We start from the raw sequence: 24922 nt of genomic DNA on the forward strand, positions 1-24922 counted from the left end.
CCCCAAGGCGTCCTGCGCGGACGCGGGTTCCCCCGCCGCGAAGACCAACAGCGGCGCAACCAATAGGCCCGTTCTGGTCCAATGCGTCATGGCGACCTCCAGATTGAGAAACGGCATCCTAAGTGCCTTCTTTCGAGGCATCCAAGATGATGGCAGTTCGGGGGGTATCCATGCCCTCCGGGCGGGACTCATTTCTTCTAGCCGCGCACCAGCAACTCACGCAGTTCGATGATCGCAGAGTTGGCGCGGGAGATGTAAGACGCCATGATCAACGAGTGATTGGCCATGGGTCCGAACCCGGTACCGTTGAGTATCAGCAGGCTCCAGATCGTCTTCTGGGTATTCTCCAGCTCGCGAATGATCTGCTGCACGGAGACCGTGGCGTTCTTGTCCTCGAGCACCGAGGCGAAATCCACTTCGATGGCCTTCAGGCTATGCAGAAGCGCCCAGGTGTAGCCGCGCGCCTCGAAGAACACGTCGTCGATCTCCAACCAGGGCGTCTTGGTCTCGATCAGCAACTTGTCAGAGACCGCCTGGGTCGATTTGACGGCACTCGGCTCGCCGGCGAGTGACGTATCGAGATGGGTCTGCCCTGGCGCGTAAGACAGCCGCTGCGCCAAGCTGCCGAGGCGCTTTGCCACCACGCCCAGATAGATGGTCAGATTGTCCGCGCGGGCGAAGAACTGTCCGTCTTCGTCGTTCGCGTCGTAGAGGCGCGCGAGATAGCGCTCTACCGCCTCGGCTCCGGTCCGATATTCCGACTCGGACGACGGGAGGATCCAGGATTGCGAATCGTAATTGAACCGGGGTTCGGCGACTTGCAGGTCGGGATCTTCCACGGACTGCGTCTGTGCTCGGCTAAAGTCGTTGCGCAGCGCGCTGGCCAGGTCTCGCAACTCGGTCAAGGCGCCGAACTCCCAGTTCGGCATATTGTCCACGTAAACCCCTGGTGGAAATATGTCATTTGTCAGGTAGCCGCCGGGCTTATCGAGCAAGGTCCTGACCTGCCCGATGGCCGTGGCCGTGGTCACCGTACCCGGCACAAGATTGGCTTCATCGTTGCCAACCAGTTCCAAGGCGTACTGCTTGACATCGAACTGGCCCGGCGTGCGTGACCAGATGATGCCGAGGACGATGACAATCACCAGATAGGTCCCCAGGAACAGGCCAGCCGTCCACCACAGGCCCTTCTCCCTCCATGTGCGGGGGTGGTAGATCTCGACGACCTTGGCCACCGTCTTCTTCAGTGGTACCTTCGGTGCTAGTCCGGCGTCCATCTTAGACCTCCTATCATGTAATCTGTTTCTATTCCGCGCCTGTCACGACGAGCGCGCTTTCGACGGACCTCACGCCCTCGATACCATTGGCTATCTCGATGCTTCTATCGATGCTCTCCTGCGAATCGATGACACCGCTGAGTTTCACGGCGCCATTCGTCGTGGTCACCTCGATCCGAAGTACCTCGAGCAAGGGGTCGGCGAGCATCCCGGCCTTGATCTTGGCCGTGATCATCGCATCGCTCATGTACTGACCTGTCCTTTCGGCCGCATCTCCAACCGACTCCTTTGCCGCTTCCATCTTCTCCCCGGTCTTCTCGGTCGCCTGATCGATGTCCTGGCCGGTCTCTTCGGCAGGCCCCTCTTGCTCGCAACCGACGGACCCGAATGCGAAGGCCAGCGCCAGAGAGGCGACAAGCGAGAATCTAGTGTATGAATTCATGAGGTTGTTTCCTTGGTGGATTGAGGCGTCTGGCGAAGAACGGTTGCGGTAGCGGTTAGATCCTTCCCAATAGGAGAAGGATCAGCAGGATCGCCACCGCCAGACCGATCGCGCCGCTGGGCGTATACCCCCAGGCCCGGCTATGCGGCCAGGTCGGTAGTACGCCAACCAGGATCAGAATCAGAACGATCAGTAAGAGTGTGCCGAGTGACATAGTCGTGCCCCCAACATCGACGCAAGATTCAAGAAGAATGTAGGCGCTGCTTGGCGCTCAGCTGCCAGCCTCCACGCGCAGGCTGTTCGATACGCTGCGCACACCATCGACCGACCGCGCGACCTTACCGGCTCGCGCCACCGCCTGTTGAGAATCGACGACGCCACTCAGTTCGACAACACCATTGTAGGTCTCGATGCCGAGTTGCCTGACCGCGAGCGAGGCATCATTCACTATCGCCGCCCGCACGTTGATCTTGATGACGCTGTCATCGATATACCGGGCCGTAACCTGACGAGGCCCAGTAGACCCACAGCCCGCCAGCATGGCGACCAACGCGAGGCCTGGGACAAATCGGGCAGCCCAAGTCCGTGTTCCCTGCTGCATCGTCTCGCTCCGGATTCGCGGGATTCTCGGGCGATCACAGCGCCGTATTTCACGGGGGTGCTGCGATGCTCGGTCTTGCTTACTGGTGAATGGGGCGGTGCCGCCCGCTAGGCCGGGCGGCACGGCCCATGCGCCTCTATCTCAGGCCAAGCAACAGGGGATCCCGTTACTTGTGGGCTTCCTTCCAGTCCCGGGTGTCGTTGGTCTTCTCCCACTCCTGGAGCTGCTTTTCGGCCTCCTCCATCGCGATGCCGTACTTGGCCTGAATATGACCGAGGAGCTGATCCCGCTTACCGGCAATCTTGTCGAGCTCATCATCGGTCAAGCGACCCCAAGTCTCCTGGACCCTGCCCTGGACCTGCTTCCAGTTACCTTCCACCTGATTCCAGTTCATCGTCTTCACCTTTCAGTTGCTAAGAGCCGTTGTCTTTAATCCGAGCGGCCGGCCCCTCTCGTCAGCTTGGTCGGTCACGTCCGAGAGAAATCGGGGCGCGAGGGCCTGTCTCACCTCATGCCGCGCTCCGCCCCTCACCCGATTCCGGGGGCACTCAGGCCAGACCGCCAGGCGGCGGCCCGGAGGAGGGAATGCGACATTGATATGGAGCCTACAACCGGGCGCCTTCTCGTTCCGTTCGCTAACGTACATAGCGCAGAGTCTTATCGCATTGCCACCCCGCCTTGGCCCTGGTCTCCCAGTTTGTTCGATCCGGATACAGCTGGTCCGACCGGGAAGAAAGCCAGCACGATCCAATCGGCCTCGTCGTGTACGATGCCATATTTGGCCTGGATACGGCCGACGAGCACATCCCGCTTGCCGGCGACCTTATAGAACTCGTCAGCGGTCAAGCGGCCCCAGGCCTCCTCGACCTTGCCTTTGACCTGCCTCCAGTTACCCTCGACTCGATTCCAATTCATCCTCGCCACCTTTCGGTTGATGGGAGCCGCGGGCCCTTTTCCGAGTCGCAGCACCCCTTTTTGCAAATCAGCCGTGCGCATCCGAGAGAGAGCGCGCCACGACAGCCGGCCTCGCCTGTATCGCACTCCGCGCCCCGCGCATACTCAGCGAGACCGCAAGGCGGACGCCCCGGGGGCGGAATGTGACGATGTCGGGAGCGTACGACCAGATTCCTCCTCGTTCTGTTCGCCAGCCGACATAGTCAAAGATTCTTCCCATCGCCGCCCGGCCTGCGCTCAGGGCTTATTCACAACAGCGACCACCGGTCGAACGCTCCGTCGACGGCCCACCGGGATGCACTGCGATTGCGTCAGGTTTTTCGCCATACATCATCGAGACAGCGTACCTTGGCCGGTCTTATGAGCAAGGCCGGCGCCTAGGGAGTTCAATCTGACGGCTTTCACGCACTTTTCGGCCCCTCGATCTCTTGACGGAGAAATCATGCCATGAGATCGGCAAGACATTGACCTGTATAGCGAATCAGTCCGTGCAGGACCGGACGAAAACTGCATGAGCGAAACGAGGGTGAGACCAGCCAGATTGAACACCCTAGCCGGCGCCCAGCGCCCAGAACCGTCCGAGCTCGTCTCACTCGGCCTGAAGCCAGCCGCGCCGGGGGAGGAAGGTGCCAGGTATCCCTTTCCTAGGAACGGTGCAGAAACGACCGACACAAGCACGCGGAAGACAAGAAACTACGAAATGCGCGAAAGTCGCGAAAGCCGCGAAAGCCGCGAAAGCCGCGAAAGCCGCGAAAAACGGCGGATTCTCCGGCGTATCTTCTGCCTTTTCGTGTGTTTCGCGTGTTTCGTAGTTTAAAGGAAGATGCGCCGGTTGTTTTTGAATCGTCACCTAGGCTCCGGCCGAGGGCGCAGCAGCCCCTTTTTTCACCAGCGTAATCTATGTGCGGAACCGAACAGACGACGGAATGACGCCACCCTAATCTGGATGCGCATTGAACGCCGGAGCTTACTGCGCCAAGACGTCCCCGGAAACGGGGTCGCGGCGCCGTCGCTACACATCTATCCAAGGAGTCGTGCCATGCCGTTGATCAACCTGGTCGTTACCCTGGTCGTGGTTGGGGTCATTTTGTGGCTGATTAACAACTACATACCGATGGACGGGACGATAAAGAAGATTCTGAATGTCGTCGTCATCATCGTCGTGATCCTTTGGCTGTTGTCTGCGTTCGGGATCCTGGGGGACATGTCCGCGGTGCGGGTTGAGTAGCGGCCTAGATACCCGGGGCGCCTGCTGAAGGAAATCGACATGAATACACTCAAGATTGCCGGCGTTGCGCTTATCCTGGCCGGAGCACTGGGGTTGGGCTACGGCAGCTTCAGCTATACGAAGGGGACGGAGCAAGCCAAGATTGGACCGATCGAATTGACCCTTGAGGATCGAGAGACGGTGGTGGTGCCAATCTGGGCCGGCGTGGCCGCGATCTTGGCCGGGGCACTCCTGTTGTTCGTGCCCAAGAACAGCTGACGCTGCCATTTTGCGAGGGCCATCTCGGGAGAGTAACGAGCACGACCGAGTCTCCATTGGCGCGTCAGGGGAAGGGGTGCTCCAGGTCTAGCGACAGAAACCTTGTCTGGTAAGCACTATGCGCCTTCGCGAGGCATTATTGGACCTCAGGGTGGACCTCTTCGGCTACCGCCCTTCGCGCCAGGACATCGGCGACGAGCCACCGCTTCGGGGCGAGCTGTTGAGCGCCGTCCAGATGGCGCAGTGGGGGCGAAGTCTGGCCAACTCCCACGTCCTGGCGACTGGACATGCAACGGATCGCCTGCTCAATCGGTTGACCGAGAATGAGCGGCTCCTGATCGGCGTCTCCCGGCTGTTGATGGAGGCCCTCGCCGAGGGCTACCGAATCGTGCCAGCCGGCGAGTGGCTGCTCGACAACTTCTATCTGATCGAAGAACAGATCCGCACGGCCAAGCGGCACCTGCCCAAGGGCTACAGCCGCGCGCTACCGCGGCTGCGCGGCGGCCGGTCGGGCGGCTCAACACGCGCCTATGACATCGCCCGCGAGATCATCGCCCATGGCGATGGCCGGGTGGACGCAGAGAATCTCAGTCACTTCGTCGCGGCCTACCAGACGGTCGCGCCCCTGAAGCTGGGCGAGCTCTGGGCGATTCCGATCATGCTGCGATTGGCCTTGATCGAGAATCTACGGCGCGTCGCAGTGCGAGTCGCCGTCACTCGGAGCGACCAGGACCTGGCCGATCGGTGGGCCGATGAAATGGCGGCGATGGTCGAGCGCGATCCGAAGAGCCTGATCCTGACGATCGCCGACATGGCCCGCTCGGGCCCGCCGATGTCGAGCTGCTTCGTCGCGGAGATGGCCCGCCGACTGCAGGGCCGTAGCCCGGCGTTGGCCCTGCCGCTGACTTGGATCGAACAGCAGCTTGCCGAAACGGGCGAGACGATCGAGCAGCTGGTTCAGATGGAGAATCAGCAACAGGCCGCGGATCAGGTGTCCATCGGCAACAGCATCGGCAGTCTGCGCTTCCTGGGAGCGATGGACTGGCGCGAGTTCGTCGAGACGATGAGCCTCGTCGAGGGGATCCTGCGCGAGGATCCCGACGGGGTCTATGGACGGATGGATTTCGCCACTCGCGACCGTTACCGCCACGTCGTGGAGAAGGTCGCCAGAAAGGGCCGCCGGTCCGAGACCGAGGTGGCCCGACACGCGCTCGAGCTGGCCCGAGCGGGGGCGCAGGAGGGCCTAGCGGATATCCAGGTGAACGCGAAGGACTCGGCCGATCCCGAACGCGCCAGCCATGTCGGGTTTTACCTGATCGATCGGGGTCACACGCTTCTGGAGCGCCGGGTCGCAGCCGGGTCCCCTGGGTCCGAGAGCGGTGCGCAGGCCGACATGCGTCGGCCGCTGGGGAGGCGGGTGCCCCAAGCGGCCCTGGGCGCGTATCTAGGCTCGATCGCCCTGCTGACGGGGCTCCTCACCTGGGGCCTGCTCGCCATGGCCCAGGCCGACGGCATGATGGGTTGGCCACTGGTGCCGCTGGGCGTCCTGGCTGCGTTGGGCACCAGTCATCTGGCGGTGGCACTGGTGAACTGGCTGGCGACGCTGCTGGCCAGGCCCCGACCGCTACCGCGCATGGACCTGGCCAACGGCATCCCACCGCAGGCGCGCACCCTGGTGGTGACACCAACCTTCCTCGTCAGCGCCCAGGGCGTCGAGGATCTGGTCGAGGCCCTCGAGGTGCGCTTCCTGGCCAATCGGGACGACAACCTGCACTTTGGCCTGCTGACCGATCTGCGCGACGCCCCGACGGAGACGCGCCCGGAAGACGCAGCACTGGAGCAGCTCGCCGCGCAACGGATCGCGGCCCTGAATGCCAAGTATCCCAGACGCGCCGGAGACACCTTCTTCCTGTTCCATCGCCCACGCCTGTGGAATGCGCAGGAGCGGATCTGGATGGGCTACGAGCGCAAGCGCGGCAAGCTCGCCGACCTGAACGCCCTGCTGCGCGGCGAGGCCGATGGGCGCTTCTCGCGGATCGTCGGCGACTCGGCCATCTTGATCGGCATCCGATACGTGATCACGCTGGATACCGACACCGACCTCCCGCGCGATGTGGCGAGGGAGTTGGTCGGCGCCATGATCCACCCGCTCAATCAGGCACGCTACGATGCGGATCGGCAGCGGGTCGGCGCGGGCTACGGGATCCTCCAGCCCCGCGTCGCCGTGAGCCTGACCGGCGCAAACCGGTCGCGATATGCGCGGCTGTGCGGCAGCGACGCGGGCATCGATCCCTACACCCACGCCGTCTCGGACGTCTACCAGGATTGGTTCCAGGAAGGCTCCTTCATCGGCAAGGGGATCTACGACGTCGATGCCTTCGAACAGGCCCTCGGCGGGCGCTTCCCCGAGAACCGGATCCTCAGTCACGACCTGCTCGAGGGGTGCTATGCCCGTTCCGGGCTGCTGAGCGACGTGCAGCTCTACGAGGACCATCCCCCCTACTACAGCGCGGACGTGAGCCGACGTCACCGCTGGATTCGCGGGGATTGGCAGATCGCGCGGTGGCTGCTGCCCTGGGTCGCCGATCGCGACGGCGTCAAGCGCCGCAATCCGCTCTCGGGGCTGTCGCGCTGGAAGTTGGCCGACAACCTGCGGCGCAGCCTGGCACCGACGGCCTTGGTCCTGCTCTTCGTGCTGGGCTGGACGCTGCCGACATCGGCCTGGCTCTGGACCTTGGCCGTGCTGGGCATCGCCCTGGTCCCGGCATTGGCGACCGCGCTGCGAAATTCGTTGGACAAGCCCGGCGATATCGGCTGGCGTGCCCACCTCGTGGCGGCAGCCCGCGCGGCGGGCCAGCAGTTGGCGCACGCGCTCTTCACGCTCGCCTGTCTCCCGTACGAGGCATTCTTCAGCCTGGACGCGGTGCTGCGCACCCTGTGGCGGCTGCGGGTCTCCCATCGGCGCCTGCTCGAGTGGACCTGGTCGGGCGCCTTCGATCAGGGACGCGCGGACCTGGTCGGCTTCTACCGCATGATGCTCATCGCCCCGGTCTTCACCCTGGTGACGGCCCTAGCGCTGGCGATCGTCAACCCGGCCGCGCTGGCCGTGGCGGCGCCGATCCTCCTGCTGTGGCTCGGCGCTCCGGCGTTCGCCTGGTGGCTGAGTCGCCCGCTGACCCGCCGCCCGGCGCGCCTGAGCGCCGATCAGGATCGCTTTCTGCGCCACCTGGCCCGCAAGACCTGGGCCTTCTTCGAGACCTTCGTCGGCGCCCAAGACCATTGGCTGGCGCCGGACAATGTGCAGGACCATCCGGTCGCCCGGGTCGCCCATCGGACCTCGCCGACCAATATGGGGCTGTCGTTGCTGGCGACTCTGGCCGCCCATGACTTCGGTTACCTGCCGAGCGGGCGACTGATCGAACGTACCGCCGGTGCCCTGCGCACGATGGCGGAACTGGAGCGGCATCGCGGCCACTTCTACAACTGGTACGACACCCTGTCGCTCCAGCCGCTGCAGCCGCACTACGTCTCCTCGGTCGACAGCGGCAACCTCGCGGGACACCTGCTGACCCTGCAGCCGGGTCTGCTCGCACTGGTGGATGCGCCGATCCTCGGGTCGCGCTGGCTGGAGGGGATCCGCGACACCTGGGGGGTCCTGGTCGATGCGCTCGAGGGGGCCATGCCGGACCCGCTCGCTCGGTTCCAACGGACCCTGGACTCGGCCTGCGAGCTCCCCCCGACCAGGCTGGCGGCGGCCCACGACTGCCTCGCGGCCTTGTCGAGCCAGGCCGAGGACGGGGCTCGCGACCTACCCGGGGAAACGGAGAGCGAGGCCAGCCACTGGGCCCAGGCCCTGGTACGGCAATGCCGCGACACCCTGGACGAGATACGGTTTCTCGCGCCCTGGCTGGCCCTGCCCGCGACGGCACGCGCGGCGTGCCCCGCCCTCGATCGACTCGACGCCGACTTGACCCTGAGCCAGTTGGCCCGGCTGCCGGGGGGGACATCGGCCACCCCGGGGCCTCGGCCCGGTCCCGCCATGACCGCCACCGCCATGTCCTTCGAGGAGCCCGATGGACTCCTGCGGCCCGGGCAGCACCTGCAGCTCGCCAGCCACCGCGCCCACCAGCGGATCGCCGCGCTCCAAGACCTGGCCAGGCAGGCCGGCGAGCTGGCGCAGATGGACTATGGCTTCCTGTTCGATGACACGCGGCACCTGCTGGCGATCGGCTACGACGTACGCGAATATCGCCGGGATACGAGCTACTACGACCTGCTGGCCTCGGAGGCGCGCCTGGCCAGCTTCGTCGCGATCGCCCAAGGCCAGATGCCGCAGGAGGGCTGGTTTGCCCTGGGCCGCCTGCTGACCATCGCCGCCGGGGCGCCGACGCTCCTGTCGTGGAGCGGCTCGATGTTCGAGTACCTGATGCCGCTTCTGGTGATGCCGACCTACGACAACACCCTGCTCGATCAGACCTATCGCACGGCCGTGGCCCGACAGATCGAATATGGACGACAACGCGGCGTACCCTGGGGCGTGTCGGAATCCGGCTACAACACTGTCGACGTGCAGCTCAACTACCAGTACCGCGCCTTCGGGGTGCCGGGTCTGGGACTCAAGCGCGGCCTGGCCGAGGATCTGGTCATCGCCCCCTATGCCTCGGCGCTCGCGCTGATGGTGGAGCCCGAGGCGGCCTGCCGCAATCTGCAGCGCCTCGCCACGGCCGGGCTGGCCGGCCGCTTCGGCCTGTTCGAGGCCATCGACTACACGCCCAGCCGGCTGCCCCGCGGGCAGACAAGCGCCGTCGTGCAGTCCTTCATGGCCCATCATCAGGGCATGAGCCTCCTGTCGCTGAACTCTCTGCTGCTGGACCGTCCGATGCAGCGGCGCTTTGCCGCGGCGCCCCGGTTCCAGGCGACCCTGTTGCTGCTCCAGGAGCGCATCCCGAAGACCCCAGCCTTCTATTGGCACACCGCCGGCGAGCAAACCGAGTTGCGCGCGGTATCGAGCGGTCAGGCACCGCCGGAGCGCGTCTACAGCACCCCCAACACCCCGATCCCCGAGGTCAAGCTCCTGTCGAACGGGCGCTACCATGTGATGGTGACCAACGCGGGTGGCGGCTATAGTCGCTGGAAGCACCTCGCCGTGACCCGCTGGCGCGAAGACACCACCTGTGATGCCTGGGGCGCCTTCTGCTACCTCCGCGACCTCGACAGCGGCGCCTTCTGGTCGACGGGCTATCAACCGACGACCCGAGCGCCGGACCATTTCGAGGCGATCTTCTCGGAGGGCCGCGCCGAGTTCCGCCGCCGCGACCACGAGATCGATACCCACACCGAGATCGCCGTCTCGCCGGAGGATGACATCGAGTTGCGCCGGGTGCGCCTCACCAACCGCGGCCGCAAGCCCCGGGTCATCGAGGTCACCAGCTACGCCGAGGTCGTACTCGCCCCGCCGGCGGCGGATGCCAGCCATCCGGCCTTCAGCAACCTGTTCGTGCAGACCGAGTGCCTCCGACCACAGGCGGTGATCCTCTGCAACCGCCGACCCCGCTCCCAGGACGAACCCGCACCCTGCCTACTGCATCTGATGGTGGTGCGCGGTGCGGAATGCGGCCCCGTGTCCTATGAGACGGACCGGATGCGGTTCATCGGGCGCGGCCGCACCGTCGCAGACCCAGTGGCGTTGACCGAGGATGGCGCGCTCTCGGGCAGCGAGGGCTCCGTGCTCGACCCGATCGCGGCCATCCGCTACGCGCTCACCATCGATCCCGATCGATCCGCGACGATCGACATGGTCTCGGGCATCGGCGAGACCCGCGAGATCGCCTTGGGCCTGGCCGAGAAGTATCAGGATCAGCGCCTCGCCGACCGGGTCTTCGATCTGGCCTGGACCCACAGCCAGGTGGTGCTGCGCCAGCTCAATGCCAGCCAGGCCGACGCCCAGCTCTATGGCCGGCTGGCCAGCTCGATCCTCTACATCAACGCCTCGCTGCGCGCCGAGGCGAGCCTGCTGGGCCAGAACCACCGCGGACAATCGGGGCTCTGGAGCCACGCGGTGTCCGGCGACGTGCCGATCGTGCTGCTGCGCATCAGCGACCCGGCCAACATCGAGCTGGTCCGCCAGCTCGTGCAGGCCCATGCCTATTGGCGCCTGAAGGGACTCACCGTGGATCTGGTGATCTGGAACGAGGACCACGCCGGCTACCGCCAACAGCTCCACGACCAGATCCTCGGGCTCATCGCCGCCGGTGTCGGCGCGCATGTGGTGGACCGCCCCGGCGGCATCTTCATCCGACCCGCGGATCAGATCTCGGACGACGACCGCATCCTGTTCCAAACGGTGGCGCGGGCGATCCTCAGCGACCGCCGGGGCACCCTGGCGGAACAGCTCGATCGGCGTGGCCCGATGGCACAGCGCGTACCGCGGCTGAGGCCGACCCGAGCCCACCGCCTCGAGCCCGCTGGCCCGGCACGACCGCGGCCGGGTCTGCTTTTCGCCAACGGACTGGGGGGCTTTGCCCCGGATGGCCGCGAGTACGTCATCACGACGGGGCCCGGCCGGACAACCCCCGCGCCCTGGGTCAACGTGCTGGCGAACCCGAGATTCGGAACGGTCATCTCCGAGGGTGGCATGGCCTACACCTGGAGCGAGAACGCCCACGAATTCCGCCTGACGCCCTGGCTCAATGACCCGGTGAGCGATGCGAGCGGCGAGGCCTTCTACCTGCGCGACGAGGAGAGCGGCCATTACTGGTCGCCGACACCGCTGCCCGCCGGCGGTGCGGCGCCCTACGTCTGCCGCCACGGCTTCGGCTACAGCGTCTTCGAGCATACGCAGGCCGGCATCCGTTCGGAGCTGTGGGTCTATGTGGCCGTCGACGCCCCGATCAAGTTCTCGGTGTTGAAGGTGCGCAATCTGTCCGGGCAGCCGCGCCGACTCTCGGCGACCGGCTATGTCGAGTGGGTGCTCGGGGATCTGCGACCGAAATCGGCCCTGCATATCATCACCGAGATCGACCCGGCCAGCGGCGCCCTGTTCGCACGCAACCCCTACAACACCGAGATGGCCTCGCACGTGGCCTTCTTCGACGTCGACGACCCGCTGCGGACCTTCACCGGCGACCGGACCGAGTTTCTCGGTCGCAACGGGACGCTCGCCCATCCGGCCGCGATGACGCGGGCGCGGCTATCCGGTCAGGTCGGGGCGGCCCTGGACGCCTGCGCCGCCCTCCAGGTGGGCTTCGAGCTGGACGCCGGCGAGACACGTGAGATCGTCTTCCGGCTAGGCGTCGTCGGTCGCCGCGGCACGGACGACGCCGGCAGCTCGGTCCATCGCTGCCGGGGAGCGATCGCCGCGCAGGCCGCCCTCGAGGCGGTGCATCGGCACTGGTCACGGGTACTGGGCGCCGTGCAGGTGGAGACCCCCGACCCGGCCCTCGACTGCCTGGCCAACGGCCGGCTCCTCTACCAGACGCTGGCCTGCCGCCTGTGGGCGCGCAGCGGCTACTACCAATCGGGCGGCGCCTTCGGCTTTCGCGACCAGTTGCAGGACACGATGGCCCTCGTCCACGCCGAGCCGGGCCTCGTGCGCGAGCACCTGCTGCGCTGCGCGGGCCGTCAGTTCCGCGAAGGCGACGTGCAGCACTGGTGGCATCCGCCGACGGGGCGCGGCGTGCGCACCCGTTGCTCGGACGATTTCCTCTGGCTGCCGTTGGCCACCTGTCGCTATGTGTCAACGACTGGCGACACCGGGGTGCTGGATGAACCCATCCCGTTCCTGGAGGGTCGCCCGGTCAACGCCGAGGACGAATCCTACTACGATCTCCCCAGTCAATCCGACGAGACTGCGAGCCTGTATGAGCACTGCGTGCGCGCCATCCTGCATGGGCTCCGCTTCGGCGAGCATGGCCTGCCGCTGATCGGCTCCGGCGACTGGAACGACGGCATGAACCTGATCGGGATCCAGGGCAAGGGCGAGAGCATCTGGCTCGGCTTCTTCCTCTACGAGGTGCTGATGCGGTTTGCCGAACTCGCCGAGCGGCGCGACGATTCGGCCCTCGGCGGGCGCTGCCGGCAAGAGGCGGGGCAGCTGCGCGAGCGCATCGAGCGGCATGGCTGGGACGGCGGCTGGTATCGCCGCGCCTACTTCGACGACGGCACGGCGCTGGGGTCGGCGACCAATGCCGAATGCCAGATCGATTCCATCGCCCAAAGCTGGTCGGTGCTCTCCGGTGCCGGCGACCCCGAGCGTCGCCGCCTGGCCATGGAGGCCCTGGATGCGCGGCTCGTGCGCCGCGACCAGGGGCTGATCCAATTGTTGGATCCACCCTTCGACACCTCGGACCTGAATCCTGGCTACATCAAGGGCTACGTCCCAGGCGTGCGGGAGAACGGCGGACAGTACACGCATGCGGCGATCTGGGCGACGATGGCCTTCGCCGCCATGGGTGACGCTCGGCGGGCTTGGGAGCTCTTCTCGCTGATCAACCCGGTCCATCATGGCCGCTCGCCCGAGGAGATCGCGACCTACAAGGTCGAGCCCTATGTCGTCGCCGCCGACGTCTACGCCATCGCGCCCCATATCGGGCGAGGCGGCTGGACCTGGTACACCGGCTCGGCGAGCTGGATGTACCGCCTGATCCTGGAGTCGCTACTAGGCCTGCGGCTCGAGGTCGACAGCCTGTATGTGAACCCCTGCCTGCCGCCCGATTGGGAAGGGTTCAAGCTGCACTATCGCTACCGCAGCAGCCTCTATCACATCGAGATCACGCAGGCGCGATGCGCGACCGGCACCGCGACCAAGACCAGCGGTCGGGCGATGCGCCTGAGCGTCGATGGCCAGGACCTGGGCGCGCAGACCATTGCGCTGGTCGATGACGGCAACGAGCACCTGGTCCAGATCAGGGTCACGGCGCGGGGCGTCGGATCGGATGGCGAGCCCGGATAAATCGGGTCGCGCGGCCCCGCGCGATCGGGCGGCGGACACTCGCTCGCTGGGAGAGGGGCGACGGTCTGATACGGGTAAACTAATCTTACAAGGAGATCGTTTAGGCTCGGGTTCGTGTCAGACACCGCCCGAGACCGGGGCGCAACAAGCCAACCCGTGCCGCGCCTGACCGGCCCAGCATGACGTTCGACCCCCTCGGGCATCCCTCCCGCGCGCCCCAGAATTCTCGGAGTACGACCATGTCTGACGACACGCAACAGGATGGCGATCGAAACGGCGCCGAGCCCGCGGCGACCGATCTGCCCGCCGATGACGGAACCGCTGTCGAGCCGTTCGCACCGCCCAAGGACCGCTTTCCGATCGTCGGCATCGGTGCCTCGGCCGGCGGGCTGGCGGCGTTCGAGGCCTTCTTCTCCGGCATCGCCGGCGAGACGGGCATGGCGTACGTCCTGGTGCAACACCTCGCCCCCGATCACAAGAGCATCCTGAGCGAGCTCGTCAGGCGCCACGCCCGCATCCCCGTCCACGAGGTCGAGGATGGCATGATCGTCGAGCCGGACTGCGCCTACATCATTCCACCCAGCCTCGATATGGCCCTGCTCGATGGTCGGCTGCACCTGCTCCAGCCGAGCGCGCCGCGGGGGCTGCGGCTGCCCATCGATTTCTTCTTTCGCTCGCTGGCCCAAGACCAGCATGAGCGGGCGATCTGTGTCGTGCTCTCCGGCTCCGGCAGCGATGGCACGCTGGGGGCGCGGGCGATCAAGGGCGAAGGTGGTCTGGTGCTCGCGCAGGCTCCCGACACCGCAGCCTACGACAGCATGCCGCGCAGCGTCATCGCCACCGGGCTGGTGGACTTCGTGCTGGCGCCGGGCGAGATGGCGCAGCAGATCATGCACTATGTCGCGCACGCCTTTCGCAAAGTCCCCCCGGCGCCCGCCGGCCCGCCGACCAAGGTCGAGGACGCGCTGGCCAAGATCGGCATCCTGCTGCGCGACACCACCGGTCACGACTTCTCGCAGTACAAGCAGAGCACCCTGGTGCGGCGCATCGAGCGGCGCATGGCGCTGCATCAGATCACGCGCCAGGACGACTACGTAGGCTATCTCTGCCAGGATTCGGCGGAGATTGCGGCGCTGTTTCAGGACCTGTTGATCGGCGTCACCAACTTTTTTCGCGACCCCGAGGCCTTCGCGGCCTTGGAGCAGGAGGTGATCCCACGGCTGTTCGCCGGCAAGCCAGCCGACGCCCCGGTGCGGGTCTGGGTCCCTGGCTGCTCGAGCGGGGAAGAGGCCTACTCCATCGCCATCCTGCTCCAGGAACACCAGGACACGCTCAGACAGCCTTTCCGGGTGCAGGTGTTCGCCACCGACATCGACGCCGGGGCCATCGCCCGGGCCCGCGCCGGGGTCTATCCGGCCAGCATCGCGGCCGATGTCTCCCCCGAGCGGCTGACGCGCTTCTTCTCCCTCGACCCGGAGGCCGGGGTCTACCGCATCCAAAAGGCCATCCGCGATCTCCTGGTGTTCTCCGAGCAGGATCTCATCCGCGACCCGCCCTTCTCCAGGCTGGATCTGATCAGCTGTCGCAACCTGCTGATCTACCTGAACGGCGCCTTGCAGCGGCGCCTGATCCCCTTGTTTCACTACGCCTTGAAGCCCGACGGCGTGCTGTTCCTCGGCAGCTCCGAGAGCGTCGGCGATGCCCTGACGCTGTTCTCGCCACTGAGTCGCAAATGGAAGAGCTATCTCCACCTGGAGCCGCTGACCCCCCAGTCGCCGCCGCGGCTCGGTGATCTCATGTCGCCGCCACCAGTCGCTGGGCCGCCGTCGCCGACAGGGGCACGACCCGGACCGCCCGCCGACCGGATCGATCTGCGCACCCTCACCGAGCAGGCCCTGCTGCGCCATTTCCGCACGGCGGCCATCCTGACCAACGCCCGCGGCGAGATCCTCTACTTCCATGGCCGCACCGGGCAGTTCCTGGAGCCGGCCCCCGGCGAGGCCGCCATGAACCTCTTCAGGATGGCGCGCGAGGGGCTGCGCCGCGACCTGACGAGCGCGCTGCAGCGGGCCGTCGCGCGGCAGGAGGTGGTCCGCGTACCCGGATTGCGCGTGAAGACCGTTGGGCACCTCGTCCGCCTTGACCTGACGGTATGCCCGGTGCCGTCCACCGTCGGCACCACCGCTGCTGCGGATCTCTTTCTCGTGGTGCTCGACGACGCGACGCCAGCGGAGCCGGCCGAGCCGATCGAGGCCACCGCCGCGACCACCGGGGAGCTGGCCGAGCCAGGGGCGGCGGCACGCATCGCGGAGCTGGAGCAGGAACTGCGGGCCAAGGAGGAATATCTCCAGGCCACGCTCGAGGAGATGGAGACCGCCAACGAGGAGCTCAAATCGACCAACGAGGAGATGCAGTCGGTCAACGAGGAATTGCAGTCCGCCAACGAAGAGCTGGAGACCTCCAAGGAGGAGCTGCAATCGGTCAACGAGGAGCTGGCGACCGTCAATGCGGAGCTCCAAACCAAGGTCACCGATCTGTCGCGCGCCAACAACGACATGAACAACCTCCTGGCCGGCACCGGCGTGGCCACCCTGTTCGTCGATTACGGCCTGAGGATCACCCGCTTCACCCCGGCCACGACCCAGCTGATCAAGCTGATCCCGTCCGATGTCGGCCGGCCGGTCGGCGATATCGCCTGCAATCTGGTTGCCTATACCGAGCTCGAAGCGGACGTGCACGAGGTGCTGACGAGCCTGGTCCCGCAGGAGCGCGAGGTCGAAAGCCGCGCAGGGGCCTGGTATCGGATGCGCATCGGTCCTTACCGCACGCTGGACAACGTCATCGAGGGCGCGGTCATCACCTTCGCGGACATTTCCCAGCACAAGGCGATCGAGGCCGAGCTGCAGGAGGCGCGCGCCTTCGCCGAGGGGGTCGTCGACACGGTGCGCGAGCCGCTCCTGGTGCTGGATCCCCAGCTACACGTACTGTCGGCCAACCGGGCCTACCATCAACACTTTCAGGTGGACCCGGCGGAGGTCCAGGGCCGACCCTTCTGGGCGCTGGGCGATGGTCAATGGGACATTCCAGCCCTGCGACAGCGCCTGGTCGCGCTCCAGTCGCGAGGCAACCCGCTGGAAGCGTATCCGGTGACCCAGGTCTTTCCGCGGATCGGACGGCGTACGCTGCTCCTCAATGCCCGCGTACTGGAGGCCACGCCCGGTCGGGCCGGCGCCGTACTCATCGCCATCGCCGACCTGACCGGGCGAGCCCCCGATGCAGTTACCAAGGCCACCACGGGTTCGCCCGCGGCGACAACCCAGGGAAATCGCCATGACGCGTGAGCAGGATGATCGAAAAGGGACCGATGGATCACGGTCGGACCCGCCGCCCGACCCGCCGAGCGCGGTCGATGCCGCAACACTGAGGCGGCGCGCCGAGCAGCGGCTGCGTGCAGTGGCCAGTCTGGAGGAGCCTCGCGCGCGGACTATCGAGGAAACGGCCGACCTTGTACACGAGCTGCGCGTACATCAGATCGAGCTGGAGATGCAGAACGAGGAGCTGCGGCTCGCCCAAGAGGCGCTGGAGGTCTCGCGGGCGCGCTACTTCAGCCTCTATGATCTGGCACCGGTCGGCTATCTCACCCTGAACGAGGCCGAGCTCATCGAGGAGGCCAATCTGGCCACGGCCAGCCTCCTCAGCACCGCGCGCAACGACCTGATCCACAAACCCTTGACGCGCTTCATCGTACCCCCGGATCAGGACACCCTCTATCGTTGCTGGCAACGGCTCTGGTCCACGGAGGAAACCCAGACCTGCGAGCTGCGCCTGCGACGTCCCGACGAGGGGCCTGCCCCGCCCATCTGGGTCCGGCTCGAGACGAGCCTTCGAACTGAATCGCCGGACGGGCGCCGCCTATGGCTGGTCACCCTGAGCGACATCACCTACTTGAAAGAGGGTGAACGTGCGCGGCGCGATGCCCTGGCGCGCTTGCACCTGGTCGCGGAGATTGCCGAGGTGACTTTCTGGGAATGGCATCCGCGGACCGACGAGATAGCCCCTCCGCCGGGATTCGGGCCTCGCTCTGGGCCAGGATCCGAGCCAGGGTCCGCACAGGCGGCCGTCGAGGGCCGGCAGCGCCTGGACGACTGGCTGGCTCGGCTGCACCCCGAGGATCGGGAACGGTTCCGCACCGACCTCGCCCACTTCGAAGCGGCCGGAACCAGACCCCACGAGCTCGAATATCGTCGGCGGTGCCGAGATGGAGGCTATCGCTGGATGGTGGCCCGCCTGCATCCCCTGGCCGACGACCATGGCCCGCTCGATCGCGTGCTGCTGGTGCAGCAGGACATCACCCGGCGCAAGGAATCCGAGCACTGCGCCATCCGCCTGGCCCAGCACGACCCCCTGACCGGGCTGCCGAGTCGCGCCTTGCTCGTAGAGATGGCCGAGCACATGCTGGCGAGCGCCCGGCGCTCAGGCGACGCGCTGGCGGTGCTCTATTTCGACTTGGACCGCTTCAAGCCCATCAACGATGTGCATGGGCATGCCGTCGGCGACAAGCTCCTGCGGGCCTTGGCGCAACGCCTGCAGGCGGCGTTGCGCGCCGAGGACCTGGTCGCGCGGGTCGGTGGGGATGAGTTCATCGCGGTCTTGCCGCACATCCATGGCAGCGACGACGCGGCCCGCGCGGCGCGCCAGGCCATCAAGGCCCTGGCGCCGGCGTATCGGATCGAGGGTCTGGAACTGCATTGCGTGCCAAGCATCGGCATCAGTCTCTTCCCCCGGGACGGAGAGGGCATCGGCGATCTGATCCGGGGTGCCGACCGGGCCATGTATCAGGCCAAGCGGGTCGGTCATGGCCAGTTTCAATTCATGACCGAAGCGCTCAACCGCCAGGCGCGGCTCGCGCAGGAGCTGGAAGACCGGCTGCGGCGGGGCCTGGCACACGCGGAGTTCCAGCTCGTCTACCAACCCGTGCTGGACATTCGCGACGGGACGATCGTCGGGGCCGAGGCGCTGCTGCGGTGGCCGCAGGCGGGCGACGGCGACATCGCGCCGGCGACCTTCCTGCCCGTCGCCGAGGCGAGCGGGCTGATTCGCGAGATCGGCCATTGGGTCCTGCGGGAGGCCACTCGCCAGCAGCGAGCCTGGTGCGCAGAGGGGCTGCCGCCGATCCCCATGGCCGTGAACATCTCGGCCCGCCAGTTGCGCCATCCGGCCTTCCTGCCGGAGGTGGCCGCCGCGGTGCAGGCCAGCGGGATCGATCCTGCCTTCCTGACGCTGGTACTGGGCGGGGCCTCCTTGATGCAGGATGTCGAGGCAGCACGGCGAGTCCTCGACGAGCTGAAACAACTCGGCGTGCGACTGGCCCTCGACGATTTGACGCTGAGCGGCTGCAGTCTCGGCGTGCTGAAAGCACTGCCGCTGGACCAACTGAAGATCAAGCGAGACCTGGTGCGATGCCTGGACGTTGTCGGCTACATGCCCGCCATGATCGATGCCGTCCTCTGCCTCGGCCGGGCGTTGCAGCTCGATGTCACCGCAGTCGGCATCGAGACCGAGGCGGAGCTGGAATTCTTCCGTCAGCGTCACTGCTTTCGGCTACAGGGTTTCCATCTTGGCACCCCGATGGCGGGCGACGAGTTCGCCGACTGGCTCCGCCACCATTCGGCCCTCGTTCCATCGGGCGCCCGGTGGGGCCCAGCCGAGCGGTGATTGGATTTTCGCGCGGCGCCTCCAGCGACCGGCGCGATGGGCCGCGGGCGGCGAGACGGGTCAAGAGCGGGGCGTCCTCACCCTTCGGCCGCGTCGCCACCTAACCCGCCCGAGCTATCGAAAACCCGCAGGTTTTGCAAACTTGTTCCCTCGCTGTCGAATCCTCTATCCTCTGCGCCCATGCTACCGATTCTCGTCGCCAATCCACGCGGCTTCTGCGCCGGCGTGCACCGTGCCATCGCCATCGTCGAGCAGGTGCTCGAACGCTACGGCCCGCCGATCTACGTCCGTCACGAGGTCGTCCATAACCGCTACGTCGTCGAAGGGCTGCGCCAGCGCGGCGCGGTCTTCATCGAGGAACTGAGCGAGGTCCCCGACGGCGCGACCCTGATCTTCAGCGCCCACGGCGTCGCCACCGCGGTGCGCGAGGCCGCCGAGGCGCGCGGGCTGCGCATCTTCGACGCGACCTGCCCGCTCGTGACCAAGGTCCACCTGGAGGTGGCACGCCACTGCCGCAACGGCGTCGAGGTAGTCCTGATCGGCCACCGCGGCCACCCGGAGGTCGAGGGCACCCTCGGCCAGTGCCCGGCCGGCGGTGCCATCTACCTGATCGAGACCGCGGACGACGTCGCCGGCCTCGAGGTGCGCGATCCGCAGCGCCTCGCCTACGTGACCCAGACGACCCTGTCGGTCGACGACGCGGCGGCGATCATCGCCGCGCTCCGCGCCCGCTTCCCGGCGATCCAGGGGCCGAAGAAGAGCGACATCTGCTATGCGACCCAGAACCGCCAGGACGCGGTGCGCGACCTGGCGACGCGCTGCGACCTGATCCTGGTCGTCGGCTCGCCGAACAGCTCCAATTCCAACCGCCTGCGCGAGCTGGCCGAGCGCCACGGCTGCGCGGCCAAGCTGATCGACGGCGCCGAGGACCTTCGCCACGAGTGGCTCACCGAGGCATCGAGGATCGGCCTGACGGCCGGCGCATCCGCGCCGGAGATCCTCGTCGAACAGGTCATCGCCCAGCTCGAGGCCTGGGGTGCCACCTCGATCACCGAGCAGAACGGCGTGCGCGAGGAGGTCGTCTTCGCGCTGCCGCGCGAGCTCGCGGATCCCGCGAATCCCTCGCGCTGACGGCCGTCCGGATTGCCGCCCGCCCCGTCCCCTTCCCTTCGGCGATCCAATGCGGAATGAGAGTCGGATCATCGTCGTCGGCGGCGGCATCATCGGCCTGCTGACGGCCCGCGAGCTGGCCCAGGCCGGCGCCGAGGTCACGCTGATCGAGATGGGCATCACGGGGCGCGAGGCATCATGGGCCGGTGGCGGCATCCTCTCCACGCTGCGGCCCTGGCGCTACGCCGAGCCGGTCACGGCCCTGGTCCGATGGAGCCAGCTCCGCTATCCCGAGCTCTGCGCCGAACTCATCGAGCAGACCGGCATCGACCCGGAACACTCCCGCGACGGCCTGCTGATCCTCGACATCGAGGAGGCTGCCGAAGCGCTGTCCTGGGGACGAGGGCACGCGATGCCCATCGAGGTCCTCGACGAAGCGACGCTGCGCACCGCCGCGCCCGAGATCGCCCGCGAGGCCACCCGCGCGCTCTGGCTACCCGAGGTCGCCCATATCCGCAATCCGCGCCTGGTCAAGGCCGTGCGGCGCGCCATCCATCGGCCTGTACGCGTCTGCGAGCACCAGGAGGTCGTCGAGCTACTGATCGCCGATGACCAGATCGCCGGCGTGCGCACGCGCACCGACGTGCACCGCGCCGAGACGGTCGTCGTCTGCGCCGGGGCCTGGACCGCGACCCTGCTCGAACGACTCGGCCACCCACCGGCGATCTCGCCCGTGCGCGGCGAGATGCTGCTGTTCCACGCCTCCCCCGGCCTGCTGCGCCAGATCGTGCTCGCCGGCAGCCACTACGCGATCCCGCGCCGCGACGGCAACATCCTCTTCGGGAGCACCCTGGCGCAGACCGGCTTCGTCAAGGAGACGACGGCCGAGGCCAAGGAGTTGCTCCACGAGAAGGCCGTGACACTGTTCCCGATGCTGCGACGCATGCCGATCGGCGCCCATTGGGCCGGGCTGCGCCCGAGTTCGCCGAGCGGCATCCCCTACATCGGCGCCCACCCGAACATCGCCGGCCTCTACGTCAACGCCGGGCACTTCCGCTACGGCCTCACCATGGCCCCAGCCTCGGCGCGCCTGATGGCCGACCTCGTCCTCGGGCGCGCGCCGATCCTCCCGCCCGCCCCCTATGGACTCGACGCCCCGCGCTGACTCGACGACCGGCGACGACCGTGCTGGACCGCCGATTCGGTATTGAGCCAACACATGGCTTCGCCTATAATTCGCCGCTCGCCTCGGCCGATGTAGCTCAGTTGGTAGAGCAACTGATTCGTAATCAGTAGGTCGGCGGTTCGAATCCGCCCATCGGCTCCATTAGAATCAATCGCTTGAGCTGACACACCGCATCCCCGTCGCCACATCCGCAGGGCGTCTGTAGCCGTTCGGCCTGCGCCAGCCGCGGATCATGTCGGCCTAAGGTCGGCCGACCCCCACGGCCAACACCGGTGGAACGTGGCCCGGCTCGTTCTCATCGCCCGGCCTTCGACGCCCCGCCCATTGTCCTGCGCCCCGGGCGCCACTGACGGGGCCTGCACGGATCACCATTGGTTCGTCCCGCCCCTCCTTGCCCGATGAACCGGGACACTCGACCCGTAGTCCACCGACCGACGCGATCCTCACGAGAGCGAGCCCACCCCACGCCGGTTCGAAAGGGCAAGGCGACATAGTCGCCAAGGCTACGATGCTGATCGAAAGGTCGATCGAGAGTCGACGAGGCTGGGAATGGGCATGCCGTTCGGCGCAAGACCGTTGAATACGGCTCACTGAGTCAACGTGTCCTCGGCGGGCAGCCCCTTCATCTGCCGGTCGCGCTTCAGCGGCCAGGCCCTCGCCTATGCCCTGACCGAACTCGGCCACGCCAAGGACGCGGCCCAACGCCAGGCCGCGCAACGCCAGGCCGCCTGAGGCCCACTGATCCCAACCCCACCGGGGCGCCTGCGCCCCGCGGGGGCGTGGTGCGCCCCGCCGTGCGAGGAGCACCACACCATGAAGATCATCGATGTCACCCAACGCTCGGCTGAATGGAAAGCCTGGCGCGCCCGGGGCGTCACCGCCTCGGAGGCAGCCGTCGTGCTCGGGCGTTCGCCGTACAAGACACCCTGGCGCCTGTGGGCCGAGCGCACCGGGCTCGCGCGCGAAGAGGACCTCTCGGCCAACCCCCATGTGCAACGCGGGGTCGCCCAGGAGGACAGCGCCCGCCAGGCCTTCGAGGCGCGTCACGGCACCTTGCTGCTACCCCTGTGCGCGGAGTCCGACACGCACCCGGTCCTGCGCGCCTCGTTCGATGGGATCGCCGACGATGGCGCCCCGGCCGAGCTCAAGGTCCCGTCCGCGCGCACCTTCGCCGAGATCGCGGCCCAGCAGACCGAGGCACCGGCCTTCCAGCTCTACTGGCCGCAGGTCCAGCACCAGCTCTTCGTCGCCGAGGCCGAACGCGGCTGGCTGGTGTTCTACGGGGGAACTGACCGACTGCTCGAGTTTCCTGTCACGCGCGATGCGGCCTTTCTGGACCGGGAACTGATACCAGGCTGCCTCGCCTTCTGGGAGGCCATCGCCAAGCGCCAGGAGCCACCCCGCGATCCGGCCCGGGACCTCTACGTCCCAGACGGCGAGGCGCTCGATCACTGGGCGATCCTGGCCGGCGACTACCGCGACCGACGGCGGGAGAAGGCGCGCCTCGAGGCGCGGCTCAAGGAATCGAAAGAAGAGCTGGACCGGCTCGAGGCCGCGCTCGTCGCGATGATGGGCGACTTCCTCCCCGCCGAGGCGGCGGGGCTCAAGGTGATGCGCTTCCAGCAGAAGGGCGCCATCGACTATGGCAAGGCGCTCCAGGGGCTGATGCCCGACCTCGATGCGGCGGTGCTGGAGACCTATCGGCGCAAAAGCGCCGAGCGGGTACGCGTCACGGCCCTCGATGAGGCGGCCGCCACGATCCCCGGCACAGGCCGGAACTTCGAGCCCCCCAGGGACGCCGCTCCCCGCCGGGGCACGGCGTCTCCCTCAGGGCCAAACCCCAGGAGACACCAATGACCCAGACCAACCGTTTCCTCATCGCCGAGACCTTCGAGGTGAAGGCCCCGCGGGGCCTGAGCGTCGAGGGCTTGACCGACACGACCCACCCGCAGATCCCGGCGAAGAAACCCTATGTCTTCCGGGAGCCGCGGCGCGATGTGCTGGCCTTCCTCGCCGAGCCGGCCGGGAATGCCCTGCTCCTGACCGACCCCACCGGGTCTGGCAAGACCTCGCTGGTGCCGCAGGTCGCCGCGCGGCTCAACTGGCCGGTGCAGGAGGTGACCTGCCACGGGCGCATGGAGCTGACCGATCTGGTCGGGCAATTCCTGCTGATCGAGGGCGAGGCCCGCTTCGTGCACGGCCCCCTGGCGGTGGCGGCGCGCGATGGGCATCTCCTGGTGCTCGACGAGATGGACGTCATGGACGCCGCCGAGCTCGCGGGCGTGAACGAGATCGTCGAGGGGCGCCCTTGGTGATCCGCCCGCATGCCAAGTTCCGGTCGACGAGCCACAGGAATCCAGGCCTTGCGGCAATGTCGGAGAAGCCCGCTTGCCCTGCCGATACATGGCCGATCTGTCCGAGGGTCGGGGAGGTACCGCGAGTGCCGTGGCACGACAAGTGCTGACGAATTCGACTAGACGGCCCCGCGCTCGTGCGGAGGGCCGACCGAGCAGATCGATACACCCACCAAGATACCAAGGAGGCAACACCGATGCAGCCCAAGATCTCGAGCAGCTATCGAGTGATTCCGATCGTGTTTCTGTTGGCCGCGCCGGCCGCGATGGCCCTGGACCCGTATGAGCAGCCGGACAACACCTGGATCAGCGTCAGTGGCAGGGTCGAGACGGTTACCGCCGACAGCTTTACCCTCGATTACGGGGACGGGATCGTCGCCGTCGAGATGGACGATGGGGACCGTGACGCCGACGCCTACAAGCTCGTCCGCGGCGACCAGGTAACCGTCAACGGAATCATCGACGATGACCTATTCGAGACCACGACCATCGAGGCGAGCAGCGTCTATGTCGAAACCATCAAGACCTATTTCTACGCCTCATCGGTCGACGAGGAAGATACCTTCGTGACCGTCACGACACCCGTCATCGTTTCGAACATCGTCGTGCAGGGCAAAGTCACCAAGGTAGGCGACGAGGAATTCACCGTGGATACGGGTCTGCGCAGCCTCACGGTAGACGTCGACGAGCTGCCTATCAATCCGCTCGACGAAGAGGGGTATCAGCAGATAGAGGTCGGAGACCGCGTCAGCGTTGCGGGCGACATGGACAAAGATTTCTTCGAGGGACGAAAGCTCGTCGCCGAGGCGGTCGTCACGCTGACCAGGTCCGGCTCTTGACGCCCGCA

General features: G+C 66.8%; 17 protein-coding genes and 1 tRNA gene. 12 read left to right on the forward strand and 6 right to left on the reverse strand.

Going from position 1 to position 24922, the window contains the following annotated elements:
* Positions 1–197: 197 nt before the first annotated feature.
* From CKO41_RS11420 to CKO41_RS11445, 6 genes are all read right to left on the reverse strand, one after another.
* Positions 198–1277, reverse strand: a complete 1080-nt coding sequence (locus CKO41_RS11420) for a DUF2333 family protein (RefSeq protein WP_200382316.1) — start codon at positions 1275–1277, stop codon at positions 198–200.
* Positions 1278–1305: 28 nt separating this feature from the next.
* Positions 1306–1719, reverse strand: coding sequence for a BON domain-containing protein (locus CKO41_RS11425; RefSeq protein ID WP_200382318.1), 414 nt, complete (start codon positions 1717–1719; stop codon positions 1306–1308).
* Positions 1720–1774: 55 nt separating this feature from the next.
* Positions 1775–1933, reverse strand: coding sequence for a DUF3309 family protein (locus CKO41_RS11430; protein WP_200382319.1), 159 nt, complete (start codon positions 1931–1933; stop codon positions 1775–1777).
* A gap of 57 nt (positions 1934–1990) precedes the next feature.
* On the reverse strand, positions 1991–2320 hold the full coding sequence (locus tag CKO41_RS11435) for a BON domain-containing protein (protein WP_200382320.1): 330 nt from the start codon (positions 2318–2320) through the stop codon (positions 1991–1993).
* Between the two features lie 166 nt (positions 2321–2486).
* Positions 2487–2714, reverse strand: coding sequence for a CsbD family protein (locus CKO41_RS11440; protein ID WP_200382321.1), 228 nt, complete (start codon positions 2712–2714; stop codon positions 2487–2489).
* Positions 2715–2977: 263 nt separating this feature from the next.
* Entirely contained in the window at positions 2978–3235 is a 258-nt protein-coding gene (locus tag CKO41_RS11445) for a CsbD family protein (RefSeq protein WP_200382322.1), read from the reverse strand.
* Positions 3236–4313: 1078 nt separating this feature from the next.
* Here CKO41_RS11445 and CKO41_RS11450 point away from each other — a divergent pair.
* The 12 genes from CKO41_RS11450 (at position 4314) to CKO41_RS11500 (ending at position 24914) form a co-directional block, all read left to right on the forward strand.
* Complete coding sequence (locus CKO41_RS11450) at positions 4314–4502, forward strand: Thivi_2564 family membrane protein (protein WP_200382323.1); 189 nt, start codon at positions 4314–4316, stop codon at positions 4500–4502.
* Positions 4503–4541: 39 nt separating this feature from the next.
* A complete protein-coding gene (locus CKO41_RS11455; RefSeq protein WP_200382324.1) occupies positions 4542–4760 on the forward strand; it encodes a hypothetical protein in 219 nt (72 codons plus the stop codon).
* Positions 4761–4878: 118 nt separating this feature from the next.
* Positions 4879–13710 (forward strand): GH36-type glycosyl hydrolase domain-containing protein, encoded by an 8832-nt coding sequence (locus tag CKO41_RS11460; protein WP_200382326.1) that lies wholly within the window; start codon positions 4879–4881, stop codon positions 13708–13710.
* 239 nt (positions 13711–13949) lie between these two features.
* Positions 13950–17051, forward strand: coding sequence for a chemotaxis protein CheB (locus CKO41_RS11465; RefSeq protein WP_200382327.1), 3102 nt, complete (start codon positions 13950–13952; stop codon positions 17049–17051).
* A complete protein-coding gene (locus CKO41_RS11470; RefSeq protein ID WP_207143991.1) occupies positions 17041–19425 on the forward strand; it encodes a putative bifunctional diguanylate cyclase/phosphodiesterase in 2385 nt (794 codons plus the stop codon). Before CKO41_RS11465 ends, CKO41_RS11470 begins: the two co-directional genes overlap by 11 nt.
* Positions 19426–19605: 180 nt before the next feature.
* Positions 19606–20556: a 4-hydroxy-3-methylbut-2-enyl diphosphate reductase gene (gene ispH / locus CKO41_RS11475; protein WP_200382328.1), complete on the forward strand. Its 951-nt coding sequence runs from the start codon at positions 19606–19608 to the stop codon at positions 20554–20556.
* Positions 20557–20605: 49 nt separating this feature from the next.
* Positions 20606–21700, forward strand: coding sequence for a glycine oxidase ThiO (thiO, locus tag CKO41_RS11480; protein ID WP_200382329.1), 1095 nt, complete (start codon positions 20606–20608; stop codon positions 21698–21700).
* An 86-nt stretch (positions 21701–21786) separates the two neighbouring features.
* Positions 21787–21862: transfer RNA gene (locus CKO41_RS11485), tRNA-Thr, on the forward strand.
* A 459-nt stretch (positions 21863–22321) separates the two neighbouring features.
* Positions 22322–22453 carry a hypothetical protein gene (locus CKO41_RS18935; protein WP_276568940.1) on the forward strand — a complete coding sequence of 44 codons (132 nt, stop codon included), beginning with the start codon at positions 22322–22324 and terminating at the stop codon, positions 22451–22453.
* A gap of 81 nt (positions 22454–22534) precedes the next feature.
* Positions 22535–23578, forward strand: coding sequence for a YqaJ viral recombinase family nuclease (locus CKO41_RS11490; RefSeq protein WP_200382330.1), 1044 nt, complete (start codon positions 22535–22537; stop codon positions 23576–23578).
* Positions 23575–24036 carry an AAA family ATPase gene (locus tag CKO41_RS11495; protein WP_200382331.1) on the forward strand — a complete coding sequence of 154 codons (462 nt, stop codon included), beginning with the start codon at positions 23575–23577 and terminating at the stop codon, positions 24034–24036. The genes CKO41_RS11490 and CKO41_RS11495 overlap by 4 nt, the downstream gene beginning before the upstream one ends.
* 236 nt (positions 24037–24272) lie before the next feature.
* Positions 24273–24914 (forward strand): DUF5666 domain-containing protein, encoded by a 642-nt coding sequence (locus CKO41_RS11500; protein WP_200382332.1) that lies wholly within the window; start codon positions 24273–24275, stop codon positions 24912–24914.
* The last annotated feature ends 8 nt before the right edge of the window (positions 24915–24922 follow it).

This window comes from Thiococcus pfennigii (assembly GCF_016583835.1).
In the GTDB taxonomy this organism is placed as follows: domain Bacteria; phylum Pseudomonadota; class Gammaproteobacteria; order Chromatiales; family Chromatiaceae; genus Thiococcus; species Thiococcus pfennigii.